The organism is Rhizobium sp. YIM 134829, assembly GCF_046546455.1.
Window position 1 is genome coordinate 161267 of record NZ_JBKHKI010000006.1, and the last position, 20504, is coordinate 181770.

Annotated in this window: 18 protein-coding genes; 9 read left to right on the forward strand and 9 right to left on the reverse strand. The window is 64.7% G+C overall.

From position 1 onward, the window contains the following. Complete coding sequence (locus ACLE20_RS12635) at positions 1-945, reverse strand: alpha/beta fold hydrolase (protein WP_410940650.1); 945 nt, start codon at positions 943-945, stop codon at positions 1-3. A gap of 150 nt (positions 946-1095) precedes the next feature. Here ACLE20_RS12635 and ACLE20_RS12640 point away from each other — a divergent pair, with 150 nt between their 5' ends. From ACLE20_RS12640 to metF, 4 genes are all read left to right on the forward strand, one after another. Further along, positions 1096-1839, forward strand: a complete 744-nt coding sequence (locus ACLE20_RS12640) for a ribonuclease T2 family protein (protein WP_410940651.1) — start codon at positions 1096-1098, stop codon at positions 1837-1839. 115 nt (positions 1840-1954) lie between these two features. Then, entirely contained in the window at positions 1955-3604 is a 1650-nt protein-coding gene (gene ettA / locus ACLE20_RS12645) for an energy-dependent translational throttle protein EttA (RefSeq protein ID WP_410940652.1), read from the forward strand. A gap of 477 nt (positions 3605-4081) precedes the next feature. Beyond that, on the forward strand, positions 4082-5110 hold the full coding sequence (locus tag ACLE20_RS12650; protein WP_410940653.1) for an ArsR/SmtB family transcription factor: 1029 nt from the start codon (positions 4082-4084) through the stop codon (positions 5108-5110). Beyond that, positions 5110-6033, forward strand: coding sequence for a methylenetetrahydrofolate reductase [NAD(P)H] (metF, locus tag ACLE20_RS12655; RefSeq protein ID WP_410940654.1), 924 nt, complete (start codon positions 5110-5112; stop codon positions 6031-6033). The genes ACLE20_RS12650 and metF overlap by 1 nt, the downstream gene beginning before the upstream one ends. Positions 6034-6311: 278 nt before the next feature. Here the strand turns inward: metF and ACLE20_RS12660 are convergent, their stop codons facing one another. The 6 genes from ACLE20_RS12660 to ACLE20_RS12685 form a co-directional block, all read right to left on the reverse strand. Beyond that, positions 6312-6629: a hypothetical protein gene (locus ACLE20_RS12660; protein WP_410940655.1), complete on the reverse strand. Its 318-nt coding sequence runs from the start codon at positions 6627-6629 to the stop codon at positions 6312-6314. Continuing rightward, positions 6626-7570 carry a DMT family transporter gene (locus ACLE20_RS12665; RefSeq protein ID WP_410940656.1) on the reverse strand — a complete coding sequence of 315 codons (945 nt, stop codon included), beginning with the start codon at positions 7568-7570 and terminating at the stop codon, positions 6626-6628. Before ACLE20_RS12665 ends, ACLE20_RS12660 begins: the two co-directional genes overlap by 4 nt. A gap of 90 nt (positions 7571-7660) precedes the next feature. After that, a complete protein-coding gene (locus ACLE20_RS12670) occupies positions 7661-8836 on the reverse strand; it encodes a lytic murein transglycosylase (RefSeq protein WP_410940831.1) in 1176 nt (391 codons plus the stop codon). A gap of 216 nt (positions 8837-9052) precedes the next feature. Beyond that, a complete protein-coding gene (locus tag ACLE20_RS12675) occupies positions 9053-9853 on the reverse strand; it encodes a GH25 family lysozyme (RefSeq protein WP_410940657.1) in 801 nt (266 codons plus the stop codon). Positions 9854-10069: 216 nt separating this feature from the next. Further along, the gene (locus ACLE20_RS12680) at positions 10070-10741 is read right to left on the reverse strand and encodes a class I SAM-dependent methyltransferase (protein WP_410940658.1); all 672 of its coding nucleotides are present in this window, start codon (positions 10739-10741) and stop codon (positions 10070-10072) included. Continuing rightward, the gene (locus tag ACLE20_RS12685) at positions 10738-12003 is read right to left on the reverse strand and encodes a DUF3419 family protein (RefSeq protein ID WP_410940659.1); all 1266 of its coding nucleotides are present in this window, start codon (positions 12001-12003) and stop codon (positions 10738-10740) included. Before ACLE20_RS12685 ends, ACLE20_RS12680 begins: the two co-directional genes overlap by 4 nt. Before the next feature lie 222 nt (positions 12004-12225). On the opposite strand from ACLE20_RS12685, the gene ACLE20_RS12690 reads away from it, so the two are divergent. Both ACLE20_RS12690 and ACLE20_RS12695 read left to right on the forward strand, forming a co-directional pair. Continuing rightward, complete coding sequence (locus ACLE20_RS12690; protein ID WP_410940660.1) at positions 12226-13635, forward strand: putative bifunctional diguanylate cyclase/phosphodiesterase; 1410 nt, start codon at positions 12226-12228, stop codon at positions 13633-13635. A gap of 164 nt (positions 13636-13799) precedes the next feature. Further along, entirely contained in the window at positions 13800-15191 is a 1392-nt protein-coding gene (locus ACLE20_RS12695) for a serine hydrolase domain-containing protein (protein ID WP_410940661.1), read from the forward strand. A gap of 179 nt (positions 15192-15370) precedes the next feature. Here ACLE20_RS12695 and ACLE20_RS12700 read toward each other — a convergent pair whose 3' ends face one another. Together ACLE20_RS12700 and ACLE20_RS12705 are read right to left on the reverse strand one after the other, a co-directional pair. Further along, on the reverse strand, positions 15371-16462 hold the full coding sequence (locus ACLE20_RS12700; RefSeq protein ID WP_410940662.1) for a transglycosylase SLT domain-containing protein: 1092 nt from the start codon (positions 16460-16462) through the stop codon (positions 15371-15373). A 209-nt stretch (positions 16463-16671) separates the two neighbouring features. Beyond that, a complete protein-coding gene (locus ACLE20_RS12705) occupies positions 16672-17886 on the reverse strand; it encodes a pyrophosphate--fructose-6-phosphate 1-phosphotransferase (RefSeq protein ID WP_410940663.1) in 1215 nt (404 codons plus the stop codon). Positions 17887-18296: 410 nt separating this feature from the next. Here ACLE20_RS12705 and ACLE20_RS12710 point away from each other — a divergent pair, with 410 nt between their 5' ends. The 3 genes from ACLE20_RS12710 (at position 18297) to ACLE20_RS12720 (ending at position 20503) form a co-directional block, all read left to right on the forward strand. Beyond that, the gene (locus ACLE20_RS12710; protein WP_410940664.1) at positions 18297-19004 is read left to right on the forward strand and encodes a TerB family tellurite resistance protein; all 708 of its coding nucleotides are present in this window, start codon (positions 18297-18299) and stop codon (positions 19002-19004) included. Next, positions 19001-19765: an N-acetylmuramoyl-L-alanine amidase gene (locus ACLE20_RS12715; RefSeq protein ID WP_410940665.1), complete on the forward strand. Its 765-nt coding sequence runs from the start codon at positions 19001-19003 to the stop codon at positions 19763-19765. Before ACLE20_RS12710 ends, ACLE20_RS12715 begins: the two co-directional genes overlap by 4 nt. A gap of 207 nt (positions 19766-19972) precedes the next feature. Continuing rightward, positions 19973-20503 (forward strand): lytic transglycosylase domain-containing protein, encoded by a 531-nt coding sequence (locus ACLE20_RS12720; RefSeq protein ID WP_410940666.1) that lies wholly within the window; start codon positions 19973-19975, stop codon positions 20501-20503. The last annotated feature ends 1 nt before the right edge of the window (position 20504 follow it).

The window sequence follows — 20504 nt, forward strand, 5'->3', positions numbered from 1 at the left end:
TCAGCGCCGGCTGGCTTCGACGAGGCGCAGCGCCCAGGCGGCGAAATCTTCGATCGCCGCCTCCCGGCCGTGGTCGTTGAGCGTCTCATGGCGCGCCCGCGGATCGATGCGCAGGGTCACGTCCGACAGCCCCGCCCGGCGAAGACGGTCCGCCAGACGGCGGACAGCGACGCCATGGTCGGTCGCCGGATCTTCGCCGCCGCCGGCCAGATGAATCGGCAGGCTGTGCGGCAGCCGGGCCACGCTCTCCCGCGACACGCCTGCAAAGGCCAGCTGGAACAGCGCCTGCCAGAGGCCGACAGTGGCGGGGAAGCCGCAGAGCGGATCGGCCAGATAGGCTGCGACGACGGCCTCGTCATGCGAGAGCCAGTCGAAGGGCGTGCGGGCGCCGGGCACCGCCTTGCCCCAGGCCTCGAAGGTCAGCCGCGGCAGGAGAACGCTCGGGACATCGGAGCCAAGGCGCATCCGCTCCATCGCCAGTACGCCTTGGGCGAGTCGGCCGGCAATACCAGGGAAAAAATTGCTGTTCCAGACAGCGAGGCCGTCATAGGGCGTCTCGGCCCGCGCGGCGGCGTTCAGCGCGATCAGCCCGCCCATCGAATGGCCGAAGAGCAGGACCGGCAGGCCCGGCTCGGCGGCACAGGCATGCGCCCGCAACGCTTCCAGATCGTCGAACACCGCCGCCGCGCCGCCTCTGCCGAAACTGCCGAGGGGTGCATCCGGCGCCCGCGTCGCCCCATGGCCGCGATGGTCGAGTGCATGCACCGAAAAACCCTTTGCGGACATGGCACCGGCGAAGGCCGCATAGCGGCCGGAATGTTCGGCCAGTCCGTGGCTGATCAGAAGAATGCCGCGTGCCACGCCTTCGGCAGGCCAGTGGCGGATCGAAAGCGCGGCGCCGGTCGGGCTCGCGAGCAAAGCGGGGGAGAAAGGTGGCGTCGTCATGGCGGGATCCGGTGTGGCGATCAGGTGAAATCTAGCCGACGCGCGCAGCGCGCGCAGCATCTATTTTCCTTGAGAGGTCGCGCATATTCCCCTTGCAATGTTCACGTTTCTATCGTGTATTAGACATGTTTTGTTCTCATGGAGGCTCGCATGATCCGCCGCATGCCCGCAAATTTCTCCATTCTCTCGCTGCTGGTTCTCGCACTCACCGTCCTTCTCTCTCCTGCACCGGCCGAGGCGGCGCAGAAGAAGCCTCCCTATGTTCTGGGGATCGGCTGGCAGAACGCCTATTGCGAGACCAAGGCCAAGCGGCCCGAATGTCAGGGGGAGGGTGAGGGGGCGCTGTTTTCACTTCAGGGGCTGTGGGTGCCGGGCGAGCGCTTCTGCCATGTCGAGGAAGCCGATCGGCAGCGTGACACGGCGCGCGACTGGCTGGGGCTGCCGGCCGTTGCCCTGCCGCCGGAGCTCGATCAGCGGCTGAAGACCGCAATGCCCGGTGCGGTCTCCGGCCTCGATCGGCATGTCTGGCTGATGAACGGCACCTGCCAATCGCGGACGCCGGCCGATTACTTCGCCCTGCAGCTGCGCCTGCTCGACGAAGTCAACGGTTCGGCGGTGGCGCGGCTGTTCAAGGCGAGGATCGGACAGTCGGTCGATCGGGCCGCAGTCACCGCCGCCTTCGCCGAAAGTTTCGGCCCGGACAGTGCATCACGGGTGAAGATGCGCTGCCGCAAGATCGGCGGGCGCCAGCTCGTCACCGGTCTGACGATCGGCCTTGGCGGAGAGCTGGACAAGGCGCCGCTGAAGGAGGCGATCGACGCGGCGCCGGCCACCCGCTTCGGCTGCGAAAGCGGCATTGTCGATGCAGCCGGCTCGACGCCGAAATCCCGCTGAGGCTCCAGCCCTAGGCTTTCATGCGTGGCCGGAAGGCTGACGGGCGACATTGCTCCGCGGGCGCAATTCGCCTACATAGCGGCCACTTTCATTCCCGCGGGAGCACCCATCGACCATGGCGCGTCAATTCATCTATCACATGGCCGGACTGAACAAGTCCTATGGCACCAAGAAGGTGCTCGAAAACGTCCATCTCTCCTTCTATCCCGATGCCAAGATCGGCATCCTCGGCCCGAATGGGGCCGGTAAGTCGACAGTGTTGCGCATCATGGCGGGGCTCGACAAGGAGTTCACCGGCGAGGCCTGGGTCGCCGAAGGGGCGACCATCGGCTATCTGGCGCAGGAGCCGCAGCTCGATGCGAGCAAGACCGTGCTCGAAAACGTCATGGAGGGCGTGGCCTCGAAAAAGGCGATCCTCGACCGCTATAACGAGCTGATGATGAACTATTCCGACGAGACGGCGGACGAGGGCGCCAAGCTCCAGGATGTCATCGACAGCCAGAACCTCTGGGATCTCGACAGCCAGGTGGAGATGGCGATGGATGCGCTGCGCTGCCCGCCGGGCGATGCCGACGTGACCGCGCTCTCGGGCGGTGAGAAGCGCCGCGTCGCGCTTTGCCGCCTGCTGCTCTCGCAGCCGGACATGCTGCTGCTCGACGAACCGACCAACCATCTCGACGCCGAGACCATCGCCTGGCTCGAGAAGCACCTGCGCGAATATCCGGGCGCCGTGCTGATGATCACCCACGACCGCTACTTCCTCGACAATGTCACCGGCTGGATCCTCGAGCTCGACCGCGGTCGCAGCATTCCCTACGAGGGCAATTATTCCGCCTATCTGCAGGCCAAGGCCAAGCGCATGCAGCAGGAAGGCCGCGAAGAGGCCTCGCGCCAGAAGGCGCTCACTCGCGAGCAGGAATGGATCGCCTCCAGCCCCAAGGCTCGCCAGGCCAAGTCGAAGGCCCGCATCCGCGCCTATGACGAGCTGGTCCAGGCGGCAGCCGATCGTCGCCCCGGCGACGCGCAGATCGTCATTCCGGTCGGCGAACGGCTCGGCAATACGGTCATCGATGTCGAGGGCGTCTCGAAGAGCTATGGCGACCGCCTGCTGATCGACAATCTGACCTTCAAGCTGCCGCCCGGCGGCATCGTTGGCGTCATCGGCCCGAACGGCGCCGGCAAAACCACGCTATTCCGCATGATCACCGGCCAGGAAAAGCCGGATGCCGGTGACGTCGTGATCGGCGAGACCGTCGATCTCGGCTATGTCGACCAGAGCCGCGATGCGCTCGACGGCAACAAGACCGTTTGGGAAGAGATCTCCGGCGGGCTTGAGGTTATCAAGCTCGGCAAGCACGAGATGAATTCCCGCGCCTATTGCGGCGCCTTCAACTTCAAGGGTGGCGACCAGCAGCAAAAGGTCGGCACGCTTTCGGGCGGCCAGCGCAACCGCGTGCATCTTGCCAAGATGCTGAAAGCCGGCGGCAACGTCATCCTGCTCGACGAACCGACCAACGACCTCGACACAGAAACGCTGTCGGCGCTCGAAGATGCGCTGGAAAACTTCGCCGGCTGCGCCGTGATCATCAGCCACGACCGCATGTTCCTCGACCGCCTCGCCACTCATATCCTCGCCTTCGAGGGGGACAGCCATGTCGAATGGTTCGAGGGCAATTTCGAGGACTACGAAAAAGACAAGATCCGCCGCCTCGGCCCGGATTCCGTCAACCCGAAGCGCGTCACCTACAAGCGCTTGACGCGATAAAGGACACAGCCGCGGCGGAGGGCGCCTTCGCCGCGGTTTCTGGGCCATGAGGGTGCGGTGTGGTGTGCGCCAAGCCTTGTGCTCAGCTGATCGAACCCGTGCTCAGCTCACATGTGCACGGTGTCGTTGCGACGGGGATAAGGCTGCCCACTGGTGCGGCAAAGCCCCCCTCTGGCCTGCCGGCCATCTCCCCCACAAGGGGGGAAAGACCCAGCCGCGAGCGATCAGCACAAGCTACTGGCTTGCCGAGAACAGCCTGTAAGAGATCGGCTTGAGACCGGGAGCGTGCCCCACGGTCTCGCCCTTGTGGGGGAAATGGCCGGCAGGCCAGAGGGGGAATTCGTTGACGATGCCCCGCCTTGTCCTCTCCGTCGCGTCCAAGCCCATAGTACCTTTCAAATCTCCATTCATCGAAACCTTCTTGCACCCGTTCCCAAAATCATATAAACATATCTTTATGTCTTGATGAGGGGTGTTATGGCGGAGCAGAAGCTGCGGCTGGATGAGGCGGTGGATGTGTTGAAGGCAGCGGGCGAGCCGACGCGCCTGCGTCTCCTGCTGCTGCTTGCGGGCGGCGATCTGACCGTCACCGACCTTACCGAGATTCTCGGCCAGTCGCAGCCGCGCATCTCGCGCCACCTGAAGCTTCTGGGCGAAGCCGGGCTGATCGACCGGTATCAGGAAGGCGCCTGGGCCTATTTTCGCCTGCGCGGTCAGGGGGAAAGCATCGCCCTTGTCCGCGCGATTCTTGGGGCGGCCGATGGCGGCGATCCGGTGCTGGAGCGCGACAGCGCCCGGCTGAAGGCGCTGAAACAGACCCGCTCGGAGCGCGCCCAGGATTATTTCGCCCGCAATGCCGCCGAATGGGATGCGCTGCGTCGCCTCCATGTCGGCGAACAGGAGGTCGAGGACGCGCTGCTGGATGCGCTCGGCCGCACGCCGGTCTCGCGCCTCCTCGATCTCGGCACCGGCACCGGTCGCATGCTGCAGCTGCTCGACGGGCTCTATGAAGAGGCGACCGGGGTCGACGCAAGCCGCGACATGCTGGCGGTCGCCCGCGCCAATCTCGATCGGGCCGGCGTCTCGCGCGCGGCCGTCCGGCTCGGCGATATCTTCAATCTGCCGCTCGAGGCCGAGAGCTTCGATCTCGTCACCATTCACCAGGTGCTCCATTTCCTTCAGGAGCCGGAAGCCGCCGTGCAGGAAGCGGCGCGGCTGCTTGCCGATGGCGGACGCTTGGCCATCGTCGATCTCGCCCCGCATGCGGTCGAGGACCTGCGTGACGAACATGCGCATCTGCGCCTCGGCTTCTCGCATGCGCAAATGCTGTCCTGGCTGGAACAGTCGGGCTTGAGCCTCACCCGCGTCGTCGATCTGACGCCGAGCACGGCGGCCAACAGGCCGTTGACCGTGACCATCTGGATTGCGACCAAGGGTGTTGCGCACGTGTCGCCGCCGGTGGATGTCGGCCAAGCCGCCCAACCGCTTGCTGCAGGAGCCCGCTAATGTCCGACCGCACTCTCTACCCGGCCGAACGCGGCGATCTGCGCCTGTCCTTCGAATATTTCCCGCCGAAGAACGAGGAGATGGAGCAGCAGCTCTATGACACCGCCTCGGCGCTCGATGTCTTCGCCCCGGGCTTCGTCAGCGTCACCTATGGTGCCGGCGGCTCGACCAAGTCGCGCTCGCTGACGACGGTCAAGCGCCTGATTCAAGAGTGCGGCATGGCCGGCACCGCGGCGCATCTGACCTGCGTCGGGGCGAGCCGGTCGGAGGTAGACCAGGTGATCGAGGATTTCGCCGCTGCCGGCGTCCGCCATTTCGTGGCGCTGCGCGGCGATCCGCCAGGCGGCATCGGTGCAGCCTATACACCCTTTCCGGGCGGCTACGAAAACGCGGCTGCGCTTGTCTCCGGCCTCGCGCGCAGCGGCCGGTTCGAAATCTCGGTGTCCGCCTATCCGGAGAAACATCCGGAAAGCCAGACGGTCGATGTCGATATCGACATGTTGAAGCGCAAGGTCGACAACGGCGCGACGCGGGCGCTGACCCAATTCTTCTTCGACAATGATGATTTCGAGCGCTATCTCGAGCGCGTGCGCGCGGCCGGGATCACCATTCCGGTCGTGCCCGGCATTCTGCCCATCAATAATTTTGCGCAGGTGACCAAATTCGCCGGCCTCTGCGGCGCGCGCGTTCCGGACGTGCTGGCCACACGGCTTGCCCATCTCGACGACAAGCCCGAGGAGCGGTTCAAGGAGGCGACCCACATCGCGGCCGAACAGATCGCCGATCTCGCGCGGCGCGGGGTCCGCGACTTTCATCTCTATACGATGAACCGCACCCCGCTGATCGCCGCCGTCTGCGACCTCGTCGGCTTCCCGCGGCGTCACTCCGCCGAAACGGCGCTTCCGCAGGGTGCCGCGGCCTGAGAAATTCCGATCGCCATCCGGTTCTGGCCCGGCGCGATCGGGCATGGAAAAAGCCCCCGAGGGTTCCACCCGGGGGCTTCATCGTCCGCCAATCTCGTCGCTCATCATCCGCGGACCTGAAGCCCGCGATGGGTGAAAGTTTGGCTTTGTTTTGCTGATCCGATTGCTGCGGAACGATCTTGCTCCATCACCGGCCATCGAAGGCGACTGACGCCCTTCCCAGTCCCACGTCCCGCCGACCCTTCTTTTCGAGGTCGCGCGGGCTGCTCATCATCTCCTCAAATGAAGAGCATCATCGCAACGAAAGCGAAGGCTGCACCTATCATGACGACATTCAGCGAACGCGTGATACCCATGTCCGGCCCTCCTGGCGTTAACGATTGAAACATAGGGTGAAAATGCCACACCGCAAAGGAAATTTTGTGCTGCAGCGCGGTGGCGCAGACCGTGGCAGGGATTGTCCCCAGGGTTAAGCTGTTGAATCCGTTGTTAGTCGAGCAATTTGATCGCGTCTTTCGATTTCCTGCCGCATGTCGCGCTGACAGTCGTAATTTGGCCTGCTTGTGCACTGCGATGCGCCGCCATGCGACCTTCATCGTGATCGCCGTGCCACCGCGTTAACCAGCCGCCCGTCGAGGATCGCCAGGCCCAGAAAGATCAGTGCCATGCCGGCGATCTGATTGAGACCCAGCGCCTCTCCCAGAAACAGGATGCCGAAAAGGATGGCGCTCGGCGGAACGAGCAGCGTGACAAGTGTCGTGTTGGTCGCGCCTGCACGCACCATGATGCGGAAGAAGAGGATATAGCCGAAGGCGGTCGAGATGAGAGCGAGGGCCAGGACCGCGAGAATCGTCCCGAGCGGCGGGAGCGGCAGGGCCAGGGGATCATCGAAGACCAGCATGACCGGCAGCATGATCAGGGTCGAAGCGGTCAGCTGGCCGGTGGCGGTCACCGGCGCGGCGAGGCCGCGAAAGCGCCGTCCATAGATCGCCGCCACGCCGTAGCTCATGGCGGCGCCGATCGGCAGCAGCAGCGCCCAAAGCGGAATCGTCTCGCCACCATCCGCAAGGCGGGAGAACGCGCTCGGGCCGATCAGGACAGCGGTGCCGGTCAGTCCCAGCAGCGTGCCGGCGATCTTGTTGGGGGTCATCCGCTCATCGCTGGTCGACAGATGTGCGAAGATCACGGTCCAGATCGGCGTGGTGGCGTTGAGAATGGCGGCAAGCCCGGCGCCGATCTGCGTCTGTCCGAGAAAGATCAGGCTGTGCGGTAGGGCGTTGTTGACGAGGCCCAGCAGTAGGAAGCGCAGGGCATTCTCGCGCAGCGCGGGGTAGAGCCCGTGGCGGCCGTGCAAGAAAAGATGGAGCGCGAGCGCTGCGATCGAGACGCGCAGGAAGACCAGGGTGAAGGCCGGCACATGGGCAACGGCCACCCGACCGAAGAAGTAGGAGGCGCCCCAGATGAGGCCGAGCAGGCCAAGGAGCCCCCAGGTTACAGCGGTCATGCGATGTTCGGGTGCAGGGGCAGGGGATTGCATGGGTAGACCTCGCGCTCACTGACGGGGTCCTAACAAGTGGCCCTTGCGCCGGCCACCCGAAAAACGAGGGGGTGGCCGGCGGCTGATCGATCAGAGGCGGTCGAGCACGGCCTGGGTTGCCCAGCCATCGGCGGGTAGGCCGAGCCGCTGCTGCTCCTTCTGCAGCGCCGCGCGCGTGCCGGCGCCGAGGATGCCATCGATCTTGCCGACGTCGTGGCCGAGCTCGTCAAGCCGCGTCTGCAGCCGCTTCATCGGCTCGTCGGCCAGGCCCGGCTCCGGGTTGCGGGGGTCATAGGCCGGCGCGCCGGCAAGCCGCGTGGCAAAATAGGCGGCCGAGGTCGTATAGATGAAGGACTGGTTCCATTCGAGATAGATGTTGAAGTTCGGATAGGTCATGAACGCTACGCCCTTGCGCCCCTGGGGGATGACCACCGAGGCCGGCAGGCTGGAAAATTGCGTGTTGCCGTCGCGCGGCTTGACGCCGAGGGCGAACCAGTCGCCAGCGGTCATGCCGTCCTGCAGCCCGGTCTTTTCCCAGGGCAGGTTGTCCGGCAGGCTCACTTCCTGGATCCAGGGCTGGCCCGCCGTAAAGCCAAGGCTCTTGATGAACTTCGCGGCGGTCAGGATGGCATCCGGAGCGCTGGTCTTCAGCGTCACATGGCCGTCGCCGTCACCATCCACACCTTGAGCGATAATGTCCTCGGGCAGCATTTGCACCTGGCCGATCTCGCCCGCCCAGGCGCCGGTGGTGGTGGCGGGGTCGAGGTCGCCATGCTGCACCATCTCGATCGCGGCGATCAGCTGCGGACGGAACATGTCCGGCCGGCGGCAGTCATGCGAAAGCGTCACCAGTGCGTTGCGGGTGTTGAAGTCCCCCTGCACGGCGCCGAAATCGGTCTCCATCGCCCAGAAGGCGGTGATGACCGGTGCCGGCACGCCGAATTCCTGCTCGGCGCGGGCGAAGACCGCCTCATACTCCTTCATCTTCTTGGCGCCGATCGAGAGCCGAGCCTTGCTGACCGTGCGCGTCGAGAACTCCATGAAGGTCTGGCGGAAGACGCCCTGGGCGCGGTCGCGCGAGAGAACCTTCTCGTCGATCTGAGCACCGGCCAGCGCCTTGTCGATCGCCGCGGCCGGGATGCCCTTGGCAAGCGCCTCCTCCCGAACGCCGGCGAGGAAGCTCTGCAGGTCGCCGCCGCAGGGCGCAGCGGGCTGCGCTGGCGTAGCGGCTGCCGGGGCGATTTGGGCCGCTGCGGTGCCGCTCATTACGGCCAGAACACTCAAGGAAAGAAGCAGATGCCGGGGGGCTCGGATCATGGTGGGTCCTGTCCAGTCAGAGGAAGAGCCGCAGACACTGCGGCTCGAAACGGGTTCGCGCCCGCCTGTTTCCACGCCATTGGGGCGGAATGAAGAAAGCGCACAATTTGCCGGGAATCAGGGGCTGGAGCGCTTGAAGCGTCCGCGAAGCGCAGCGCCACTCCGTCAGTTGGCAGCGATTTCCTTGGGCTGGGAGACAGCCTTCACCCATTTGCGCCAGTTCTTCTCGGAGCCCGCGAAGACGTTGATGTCCGTATTGCCCTTCACGCCCGGCACCTGGCCGGTGCTCGTATATTGCCAGAAGGCCCAGCGGCGGTTCTCGTAGATCTCGGTCGGGTGCTTGGCGACCGAGCGGACCCAGAAATGATAGTCGTTGAACTGGCCGACCAGATTGTCGCGGTGGAAGTCCACCGAGGTGTAGATGATCGGCCGCTTGCCGTAATAGGCTTCCAGCCTGTCCATGAAGCGCTTCATCTCGCTCTGGACGGTGAGTGGTGAGGGACGATAGCGGCAGGTCTTCGATTCGCCGTTCCATTCCACATCCAGCACCGGCGGCAGATAGACCGCGCTCTTCGGCACATTGGCGATGAACCAGTCGGCCTGCTCGTCGGCCGAGGAGCAGAAATAGTAGAAGTGATAGGGCGCGTAGGGCAGGCCCGCGGCGCGGGCGCGCTGCCAGAATTCCGGGAACTTCGTGTCCACGACATCCTTGCCCTCTGTCGCCTTGATGAAAGCGAAGGAGACGCCGGAGGCCTTGACCTGCTGCCAGTCGACATCGCCCTGCCATTTCGACACGTCGATGCCGTGAATGCTGTGATGATGCGGCGTGCGCGCGCCAAAATCCTGCGGGTCCTTGTCGGCGAAGCGCGGCGGGATCGATGCGGTGTTGACCAGATCGTAATCGGTCGACGTGCAGCCCCCCAGAAGCGAAACAAGCGGAAAAAGGGCCAGAAGCAGCCGACGCATGGGGACTCCGATGCCAATCGATAGGTCGATTCGCCTCACCCGTGACTGCCCATACGTGCTGACCCCCCGGAGGCATGAACCTCATCTTCGCCATATCAACGTAAAAATTGAGTTAGTTTCAAGCGCAATCGACGGGGGTCGGGTGAGCGGAGCCATCACGAAGACGTAAGTCACCGTGAACCAGCGAACCTGTGCGAGGCAGACCTGCCGGATGGCTCAAGGCCGCCGGCAGGTGACCAGCCAGGCATAACCACCGCCGATCGCACGCGTTTCGGTCCACATGCCGCGCAGCGCCGCCTTGCGGCGCACCGTCTCCATCAGGCTCGCGCGCGGAGTGACGTGGAAGCGGGCGAGCCAGGCGAAGATCAGCTTGCGGCAGAGCGGAGGCAAGCTCTCCGACTGGCCGAAATCGGCGATCGCCAGCACGCCGCCCGGCACCAACGCATCGAGCGCCGCGTCGATCGCCTTCTCCCATTCCGGAATCATCGACAGCGCATAGGAGATGACGATCCGCTCGAAGCCATCCTCGCCGAAATGGGCCGGCGCGAAATCGGTCGCATCGGCGAGGCGCAGCACCGGTTGGTCGTTACAGGACAAGCCGCGGCGGCGGGCCAGCGAGCGCTCGGCCGAGGCCAGCATTTCGGCTGATATGTCGAGGCCGAACAGCCGCGCCTCAGGGTAGCGACGGCCGATCAGCGCCAGATTGCGGCCCGTGCCGCAGCCGACTTCGAGAACCCGGCCACCGGCGGGCACGTCGAGCTCGGCGATCAGGCGGTCGCGGCCGAAGAGGTAGTATTTGCGCGTCAGGTCATAGATGTGCCGCTGGTGGCGGTACATCGCATCCATCAGGCGCTGGTGCTCGCGGCTGTCGATCCGGGTCTCGGTCATGGCTGGAGCCTGTAGAGGTGGAAGCCGCCATAGATGGCCGAGCGGTCGCGGGCGTGCAGCGCGCGGGACTGGTCGCGTTCGTAAATCCAGCGTGACAGGAGCGCCGGTGACAAGCGACCATCGAGAATGCTCTCCTCCGCCGCGGTGCGGAAGATGACGACGGCGCCGGGGGCGGCCGTGCGGGTGATCTCGCTCCACAGCGCATCGAGCTGCTCGGGGCGCATCCAGTCCTGGGCGTCGAGCAGCACGAAGCGATCGACGGAGCCGGCGGCCTTCTTCGCCAGGAGATCGGTGAAGCTCATATGGTGGACGTGGACGCGACCCGTCTCGGCGCGGATCGCGTCGTAGCGCTCGGGCTGGAGATAGGTCGGCAGACAGCCTTCGCCGCTGCGCGCATAGCGGCGGCCAAAGGCCTGCCAAGCGAAGTAGTTGTCGCGAAGCGGGAAATGGCAGCAGAGCTTTTCCAAGCGCTGGCGCAGGACGGGCGCGATGGAGCGGCGGTCGGAGAGGCTGGCCAGCTCGTCGAACTGCTGCGGCGGAATGCCGAGACCGAAGAGCGAGCTCTTGCGGCTGGTCAGCCAGCGGATCACCGGCTTGTCAAACAACGGCGCCACGCGCGCATCGAAGAAGTGACGCTGTTCGCGCAGCGACCGCGCTTCGGTGAAATCACGCGGGTCGAGACCGTGCAGCCGGGCGATCAGATGGCTGAGGCCGATGAAGCGGCCGAGCAGGCCTGTGCGGTAGATATTCTTCTGGAACACAGCGATGCGGCGCTGGCCGTTCAGCTGCCGGCCTTCCCAGTAGCGTCGCGTGGAGCTGTCGAGATGCGGGGCCACGAAGCGGTCATAGGCCTGAAGATTTGTCGCGAGATTGGGTTCGGCCAGGAACCGCACCACATCGCCATGGGCCGGGAGATGGCGGAAGAGGGCGAGCTTCAGGCGGTTGAGCGCGACATGGTGACGGTTGAGGTCGACGACATCGATGCGCTCGGGCCGGGCCGAGAGATAGGCGAGCATGTTGCAGCCGCCCGATCCGATCGTCACGATATGATGCTCCGGCTTGAGCGCCATCGCCTCCATATCCACCTCCGGGTCCTCCCAGATCTGCGGATAGACCAGACCGGAGAACAGCAGGCCGAACAGGCGCTCGGAGAGACCGGCAGCCGAAAGCGGACGGTGTTGCAGAAGTGCCTGTTTCAACGCTGCATTGTTCCGGCTGGTGCCGGTATGTGGGGCAAGATCCGAAAGGGGGAGATCTGTCATGAGAGTGTGCCGCCCGTTGGAGATGGGCGGCTTTTAAGACATTGCCGCAACAGTTTCGTGACGCACGCTGTGGGTGGAGAGTGCCATATTAAGGTTGCGTTCAGCCTCTTGCCGCGCGAGCGGCAGCCTTCACCACTCGTTAAAGAGCGCTGCCTATTTTACTCCTCGATTACGGAAGACCGTCCGATGGGGGGACGGTCACTTGCTTGTGGCGGATGCGTAATGTCGAGCCGATCCTTGATGATGATCCTGCCATCCCTGGCCGCGCTGATGCGCTCTCGGCGCTTGCCATGGCAGGGTGCCGAGGCGGCAGGCGAAGCGGGCGCATCGGAGCCGCAGGCGCTGGTCGATCAGGCCGCGCGGATCGATCCGCTGACCGGCCTCGGCAACCGGCTGGCGCTCGAAGAGGCAGTGGCGACCGGCGAATCCGTCGGCGCACTGCTGCTCCTCAATCTCGATCGCTTCCGCTTCGTCAACGCGACGATGGGTAACCGCGCCGGCGATGAACTCCTTGTTCAGCTGTCCGATCGGCTGCAGACCTGTTTCAGTGCTGCCGGCGACGTCTTTCGTCTGGGCGATGACGATTTCGCCATGCTTGTCCGCGGCCGCCCCTCCAAGGGCAAGATCGAAGATCTCTGTGACACGGTTCGGGCTCTGTTTGCCAAGCCTTTTCCGCTCACGCTCGGCGAATTCTGGATCAATGCCAGCATCGGCGTCGCGCCCGCAGAGCCGCGGGAGCGTGATCTTGCCGCCCTCGTCAGCCGGGCGTTGACGGCGCTGCACAAGGCGAAGGCCGTGCCGGGAACGGTGCATGTCCTCTATTCGCCAACGCTGATGACGGAGGCCGACGCGCTCAGCGAACTCCAGTCGCGACTTGCAAGCGCGCTGGAGAATGGCGAGCTCTATCTCGAATACCAGCCTATCCTCTCCTTGAAGACCGGCGTGATCGCCACCTTCGAAGCGCTGCTGCGCTGGAACCTCCCGGAGGAGGGCGAGGTCGCGCCGGAACGCTTTATTCACCTGGCCGAATCGACCGGCCTGATCGTGCCGATCGGACGATGGGTGCTGCAGACGGCGTGCCGCGAAGCGATGGACTGGCCGGACAGCGTCGGGGTCGCGGTCAATATTGCCGGCGACCAGCTGCGCGACCCGAATTTCCTCGGCCATGTCGAGGCCTGTCTGCGCGAGACGGGGCTCGCGCCGCATCGGCTGACGGTCGAGCTCACCGAATCGATCTTCTCCGTCGATCCCGACGTCGTGTCCGCCTCCCTCGGCGTCCTGCGTCAGCTCGGCGTGCAGGTCGCGCTCGATGATTTCGGCCGCGGCTTTTCGTCCATCCATTATCTTCGCAGCTTCTCGCTCGACAATCTGCAGATCGATCGCTCCTTCACGAAGGAGATGGGCGAGGCGGGTCATGATGGCCGGACAGCCGAGCTCCTGCAGCGGCTGGAGAGCACGCTCGATCTCGCCACCACCATCGAGGGGGTGGAGACGGACGCGCAGTTCGAACAGGCAAGGGCGCTCGGCGCCAGCGCGGTGCAGGGCTTCCTGATTTCCAGACCGATGGCCGCGCGCGACGTGCCGCTGATGCTGGCCGGCCGCGGGCGCGAGAAGAGGCGGCGGAAGGCCTGATGCCCGGGCAGGACCGGTCCTGCTCTGAGCGCAAATCGCGACCCTCCTCATCCGGCAGCAGGCCCTGCACCCGAGGCGATTTCCGCCTGCGCCTTGGCTTCACCGTCCAAAGCAGCCATAGTGGCGCCGTCGAGGCGGCTGTTGCAAGGTGCGGAAGACGAGGCATGCGGACACGGACGATCTTCATGACGGTGGCGGGCGCAGTGGTCGCCGCCGTTGCGGCGGCGGCGTCCTGGCTGGTCGTCGCGCCACCTGATCTGCTTCGCCTCGGCGATGCCTATGCCGCCAAGATGGTCTGCTCCAATCTGTTCCTGGCCGGGCGCGGCGCCGGCCGGGTTCTGGACGAGGATGTGCAGGCACCGGGCCATCCGCTGCTGCGGCTCGTGCGCGTTTCCGTCGATGAACAGCGCAAGACCGTGACGGCCCGCATGTTCGGCTTCGCCGCCGCCGGCCATGCCATCTTCCGGGATGGGCTTGGCTGCTCCAATGTGACGGAAGGCGGCTTCGGCGCCTTTCCGGGCAACAAGTCGCTGCGCCGGCGCGGGCCGTCGCAGGACGATCCGGCGCCTTGGCCGGATGGCGGCGGGGCGGAAGTGAGTCCACCGATCCAGGCGCTGGTCGATGATGATGCCATGGCCGGCGAAGGCGTACGCGGCATCGTCGTCGTCAAGGACGGGCGGATCGTCGCCGAACGCTATGGCGAGGGCTTCTACACCTCGACGCCGCTGCTCGGCTGGTCGATGACCAAGACCGTCACGGCCGCGCTGGTCGGCATTCGTATCGGCGACGGCCAGATGGCGCTCAACGCTTCCGATCTCCTGCCGCAATGGCGCAACGACGAACGCAGCCGCATCACGCTCGCCGATCTTCTCAGCATGCAGAGCGGGCTGCAGTTCAACGAGAACTATGGCAGCGTGACCGACGCGACCCGCATGCTGTTCCTGGAAAACGACATGGCTGCCTATGCCGCCTCCCGGCCCCTCGAGGCATCACCCGGAACGCGGTTCGCCTATTCGAGCGGCACGTCGGTCATCCTCGCGCGGCTGTGGATGAACTCCTTCTCCAGCCCGCGCGAAGCGCTGACCTTTCCGCGCACCCGACTGTTCCGGCCGCTCGGCATGCAGAGCGCCATCCTGGAGCCCGACGCGCACGGCACCTTCGTCGGCTCGTCCTATATGTATGCGACAGCGCGCGACTGGGCGCGCTTCGCGCTGCTCCTCCTGCAGGACGGCAAATGGAACAATGAGCAGATCCTACCGGATGGCTTCGTTCGGATGATGCGAACGCCGACGGCCGCCTCGGGGGGGCGTTTCGGCGGCGGCCAGGTCTGGACGAGAGCCGGCGACGAGGAAGCGGATTTTCCGCTCGGGACCTATTTCATGCGTGGCCATGACGGGCAGTCGATCATGCTGGTGCCGTCGATGAACCTTGCCGTGCTGCGCATGGGCCTGACCCCGCGCCGCAGCGGCTATGACGTCGCGATCCTGCAAAAGGCGGTGATCGCCGCCATCGCGCAACGCGACGCTTCCGCTTCGCCTCCTGCCCCGGCGAAGTAAGACAGATCGTTTGAGAGGGACGAATGCATCAGGGGGAGGGGAAGAGCCGCTTCGGCCACAGCGCGGCCGTCGCGGACATTGCCCTGCAGCCAGGCACGCGAAGACGCGTGCGACCTAGCATGTGATGACCGGGTTTCCGGTGGGAAAGAGCGGCGGCGGCATGCGCTCGCCGGTGCGGCTCACCGCATGTTCAACGTGTCGAGCAGGCCCTTGCGCTTGGCGGTATAGTAATAGCCGCTGGCATAGAGGCGGACGGCGTGGTCGTTCTTGTTGTCGGCCACCATCCAGGCGCCGCGCAGATATTGCGTGGCATATTTCAGGTTCGTTTCCGCGTCGAACAGGCCTTCCGGCGGCCCTTCATAGCCGAGGCTCTTGGCCGTGTTGTAGCGGATCTGCATCAGCCCGTAATTGCCATTGTGATAGGCGCGGGGATTGTAGGTGCTCTCGCGCTTGACGACGCGGTGCACCAGTTCCTCCGGAATTTCGTTCAGCTTGGCATATTGCGCGATGAGGCGATCGAGTTCGGGACGATTGCTGGTGGGTTTCGGTCGCCCGAGCAGCGAGGTTGCCGCATCTTCAACCTTGGCATAGGCGGCCGAGATCATATTCGGCTTCGGGCTGGGGACGATCATCCGGTTGACGACGAGATTTTCGAGACCGACTGGCTCGCCCGTGTCGAAATCGGAGTCCATGCCGCGCATCGAGAGGCTGGCCATGGAGAAGGGCACCTTGACCGTATCGACCGTGACGATCGCCTGGGTCGAGGCGGGGAGGGGCTCGGCCGTCGCGTCGGTCATGACAGCGCCCGGACGGGCGCCCTTGACGGCGAGCGACGCCATCTGCACCTCGCCACCCGCGGGGAGGGGGGCTGGCGCCGGCTGGAGAGTGGCAGCCTGGAGAGAGGCGGGGCCGGCCTTGGCGTTCGGCGTCGGGGCGAGAGCCAAGGCGGTGGGGGCGTTTGAGGCAGGGACGGCCGACGTTGCGGCGGCTTGCGCGGTCTGTTCGGCGGCAGCGCCAGTCGTGCCCGGCGTCATCATCGCCGTCTCGGCGGCGAGTGCGGCTGCGGTGGAGGTTGCGGCGCCGTCCGGGGTCGGAAGGGCGTAGGCGGTCATTTCCGTTCCGGGCTTGGCGATCGGCGTCACTGTCTGCGCCGCGGTCAACTGTTCGAGGGGCGTCCGCTCGACGCTGGAACAGGCTGCCAAGGAGGCCACCGAGAGAAGAGCACAGGCTTTGAGGGCCGGCTTGCTCAAGGAAAAACGGAAATCTGCCATGCTGTCGCTTTCATGAATGCGGCCCCGCAGCCCCTCGCGTGAGGAGTGTTCAGACCCGCCCAGCGCGCATCTTCATTAACCTATCGTCCCCGCCCTCGCAAGCTGGCGCCGGATTTCTGGCCGATTCTGGTCAGCTCCGCGCCAGCGAAAGGCCCGCAAAATGCCGGATTCTCGGGCTTTTGCGGGCCTTCGGAATTTCTTCACATTTCTTAATGCGCGGCCTTCCAGACCTGCCCGATGTCCTCCATCAGGCTGGCGAACCAGGGGGTGGTGAGATCGAAATGCTTGCCGCCGCGAATGCGTGGAAACTCGATCGTCCGCAGCCGACCGCCCTGATCCTCATCATGGCCGGTGACGCCGGAGACGCCCGACAGCGCACTTTCGACGGCCAGATCGACCATGCCCTTGATGAGGCGCAGATCCTCGACATTGGCGGGGGCGGAGCGGGCGAAGTAGCCGGACTTCTGCACGAGCGCACGCTCGGCCCCGATAAGATCGGCGAACTGCCTTGAGAACCAGTTGCCCACATTGATCGTGTCGAGCTTCACATGACCGAAGGCGTCGCGCTTGACCGTCTCGCCGGCCGCCTCGCGCTCGGCAACGATCGTCTCGAGGCCCGCGCCTTCGCTGACGAACAGCGTGACCGATCCGTTGCTTGCCATAACGTCGCGCAGGCGCTCGGCTTCCGCCTCGAGGTCGAACCCGGTCTCGGGCAGATAGAGCCCGTCGATCCGCTTCAGCGTCGGGTTCATCAGGAGGCCGTCAATGAACTCCGTGCCCTGCAGGCGCTTGAGATAGGCCTGTGCGGTGGCGGCGGTCAGCCAGCCGCAATGGCGGCCCATGACTTCATGGACGACCAGGGTCTTCGGCGCCGCGGTCTGCTCGTTGGAGACATTGTCGAAGAACAGCGCACCATATTCCGCGGCCGTCCAGGCCCCGAGCGACTGGCGAATCGGCACGACATCGTTATCCACCGTTTTCGGCAGGCCGACGACCGTCAGGTCGTAGCCATTGGCGCCGAGATAGGCAGCGAGATCGGCGGCCGTCGTGTTGGTATCGTCACCGCCGATCGTGTGCAGAATGGTGACGCCATCAGCGGCAAGCCGGTCGGCGGCCACCTTCAGCGGGTTCTCACCCTCTTTGACCAGGCCGCGCTTCACGCAATCGGCGGTGTTGGTCAGCTTGACGCGGCTGTTGCCGATCGGCGACCCGCCGAAGCGGTGCAGGAGACCGGCCTTTTCCCGCATCTCCGGCGTGATGTCGATCCGGTCGCCGAGGAGCAGCCCATGATAGCCGGACCGATAAGCGGTGAGCTCGATCTCGGGCGCGATGTCGGTGTAGCGCTCGATGAGCCCGCCGACGGCCGATGACAGGCAGGGCGCGAGCCCGCCCGCGGTCAGCATTGCAACTTTCTGTTTGGCCATGGATCCTCCTCGGAAATGCCGGTGGGATAGGGGGCGCGCGACTGCGTGCTCCTTGAGTCGTCGAACCGTCGGAGGGGCAACGGCCCTCACCGCACGCCCCTCGCCACTGACCGTCCTAGCGCAGTTTCCCATCAAGCGAAATGACAAGCAGACCAAGAACAGGCCATGGCCGCCGACCGGCGGCGAGCCCGCTATCGCCCGCCATCGAAATTTATTGAGGGACCATCACAAATCTGTTATGGAGGCTGCTGCGTCGCATCCAATCCTCTTGCGCGGCGCAGGTCCATCTGATCAACATGCCGTTTTCATGCGGGACCGGCAGAGGATCGGCGGACGCATCCAGCAACCTTCCTGCGCCGTAGGACTTATCGGCTCGGAAGTTCACCGTCATCAGCGGAAAGCGAAGGCTTATGTCGATCTGGGATCGCCTTGTCGGGATCGTGACTGCCACGGGCAATGCGCTTGCCGGCGTGGTTGAGGCATTGCGGACTTTGTTCGAGGGCGACCCGGAAACGCGGCGCAAGGTCGCCTTCTCCGTGGCGATGATCGCCCTTTCGGCCAAGATGGCCAAGGCCGATGGAATCGTCACCGAAAAGGAAGTCGCCGCTTTCCGCGATGTGTTCAAATATCCGGAAGACCAGGCGCAGAACGTGGCACGGCTCTACAACCTCGCGCGCCAGGACGTGGCGGGCTACGAGGCCTATGCCGAGAAGCTCTCGTCGCTCTGTGCTTCGGGCGAGGAGAATTGCCCGGTGCTCGAAGACATCATCGACGGCCTCTTCCACATCGCGACGGCCGATGGCGCGCTGCATGACAAGGAACTCGCCTTCCTGCGCCGGGTCAGCGAGATTTTCAGGCTGAGCGAGGCGAAGTTCGAGCGGATCATGAGCCGCTACGTCATGTCCTCCGGCATTGACCCCTACCAGCTGCTCGGCGTCTCGCGGAAGGACGACTTTTCCACCATCCGTCATCGCTACCGGCTCCTGGTCTCGCAGACCCATCCGGACCGACTGCTGGCCTCGGGCGCGCCGGCCGAAGCCCATGCCGAGGCCCACGACCGGATGGCGGCGCTCAACGCGGCCTATGAGGCGATCGAGAAGGAACGCCGCGCCGCATGAGTGCCCTTCATTGGGATTACCCCAAAGCGCAGGTCATTCCCTCGCCCAATCATGGCGAGCGCATCGGCACCGACCGGCCGGATATTCTGCTTCTCCACTATACGGGGATGCCTTCGGCCGAGGGCGCGCGCGACTGGCTCTGCACGCCGGAAGCCCAAGTCTCCTGCCACTATCTCGTCTATGAGGACGGGCGGGTCGATCAGCTCGTTCCCGAGGCGCGCCGCGCCTGGCATGCAGGCAAGAGCCTGTGGCAGGGCGAAAGCGACATCAATTCTCGCTCGATCGGCATCGAAATCGCCAATCCCGGCCATCCGGGCGGCCTTCCGCCCTATCCGGACCGCCAGATCGCTGGCCTGATCGAATTGTGTCAGTTCTGTGTCAATCGCTGGTCGATCCCCCCGGAACGGGTGCTTGCGCATAGCGATGTGGCCCCCATTCGCAAGGTGGATCCGGGAGAAGTTTTCCCCTGGAAGATCTTGTATGAGAAAGGGGTTGGTCACTGGGTGGCTCCCACGCCGATCTCCGGTGGGCGCTTCTTCCAATTGGGCGATGTCGGCCAGCCGGTGGAGGCGATCCAGTCCATGCTGTCGCTTTACGGCTATGGCATTGAGATCGATGGACATTTCGGGCCAAAGACCGCGGGCGTCATAGAGGCTTTCCAGCGCCATTTCAGGCCGGCGCGAATCGATGGGATCGCGGATATCTCGACGCTCGACACGCTTCATCGTCTGCTGGCATCTCTGCCAACGTTCTCCTCCTGATTGTGCCGTCGTTTTGCCGCGCTGCGGTCGGTTTGCCGCATTGCCACAGGATGACCATCTTCGCCCCGGATTTTAAGGGGGTACCGACCGCACGACACGCTGTATCGCGTTTTTGATTGTTGTTTGCGGGTGACGAAGACGTGGTGCGATCGGCCGGGCGGGGCGCCCGTGACGCCGTTCTGCACCCTAGCGGAGACATCCTCATCCATGAGACGACCGACTGTCGTTCAGGCAGCCGCCTGCTTTTGCATGCTTCTTTCCGGGGTTCAGACTTCCTTTGCGGGCGATGACGCCCAGACGATCACGGCATCCTTGCCGGACGTGACGCGGATGTCCGGCTATCCCATGCCGGTTCCAGAACCGCTCAGCACGCCCTATGCGCCGCTGATCGAAACCTATGCCGAAGCCTATGGCGTTCCGGTTGACCTTGCCCAGGCGGTGATCCGCGTGGAAAGCAATTACAATCCGAAGGCCAGAGGCAGCGCCGGCGAGATCGGCCTGATGCAGATCAAGCCGGCCACCGCGCGGATGATGGGCTATGACGGTGGGCGGGCCGGCCTCTTCGATCCTGAAACCAACATCAAGTTCGGCATGAAATATCTGGCCAAGGCGCATACGCTTTCCGGCGGTTTCACCTGCGGCACCATCCTGCGCTACAATGCCGGCCATGGCGCCACGCGCATGAACCCTGTGTCCCGCCGCTATTGCGGGAAGGTGCAAACCCTCCTCGATTCGTGAT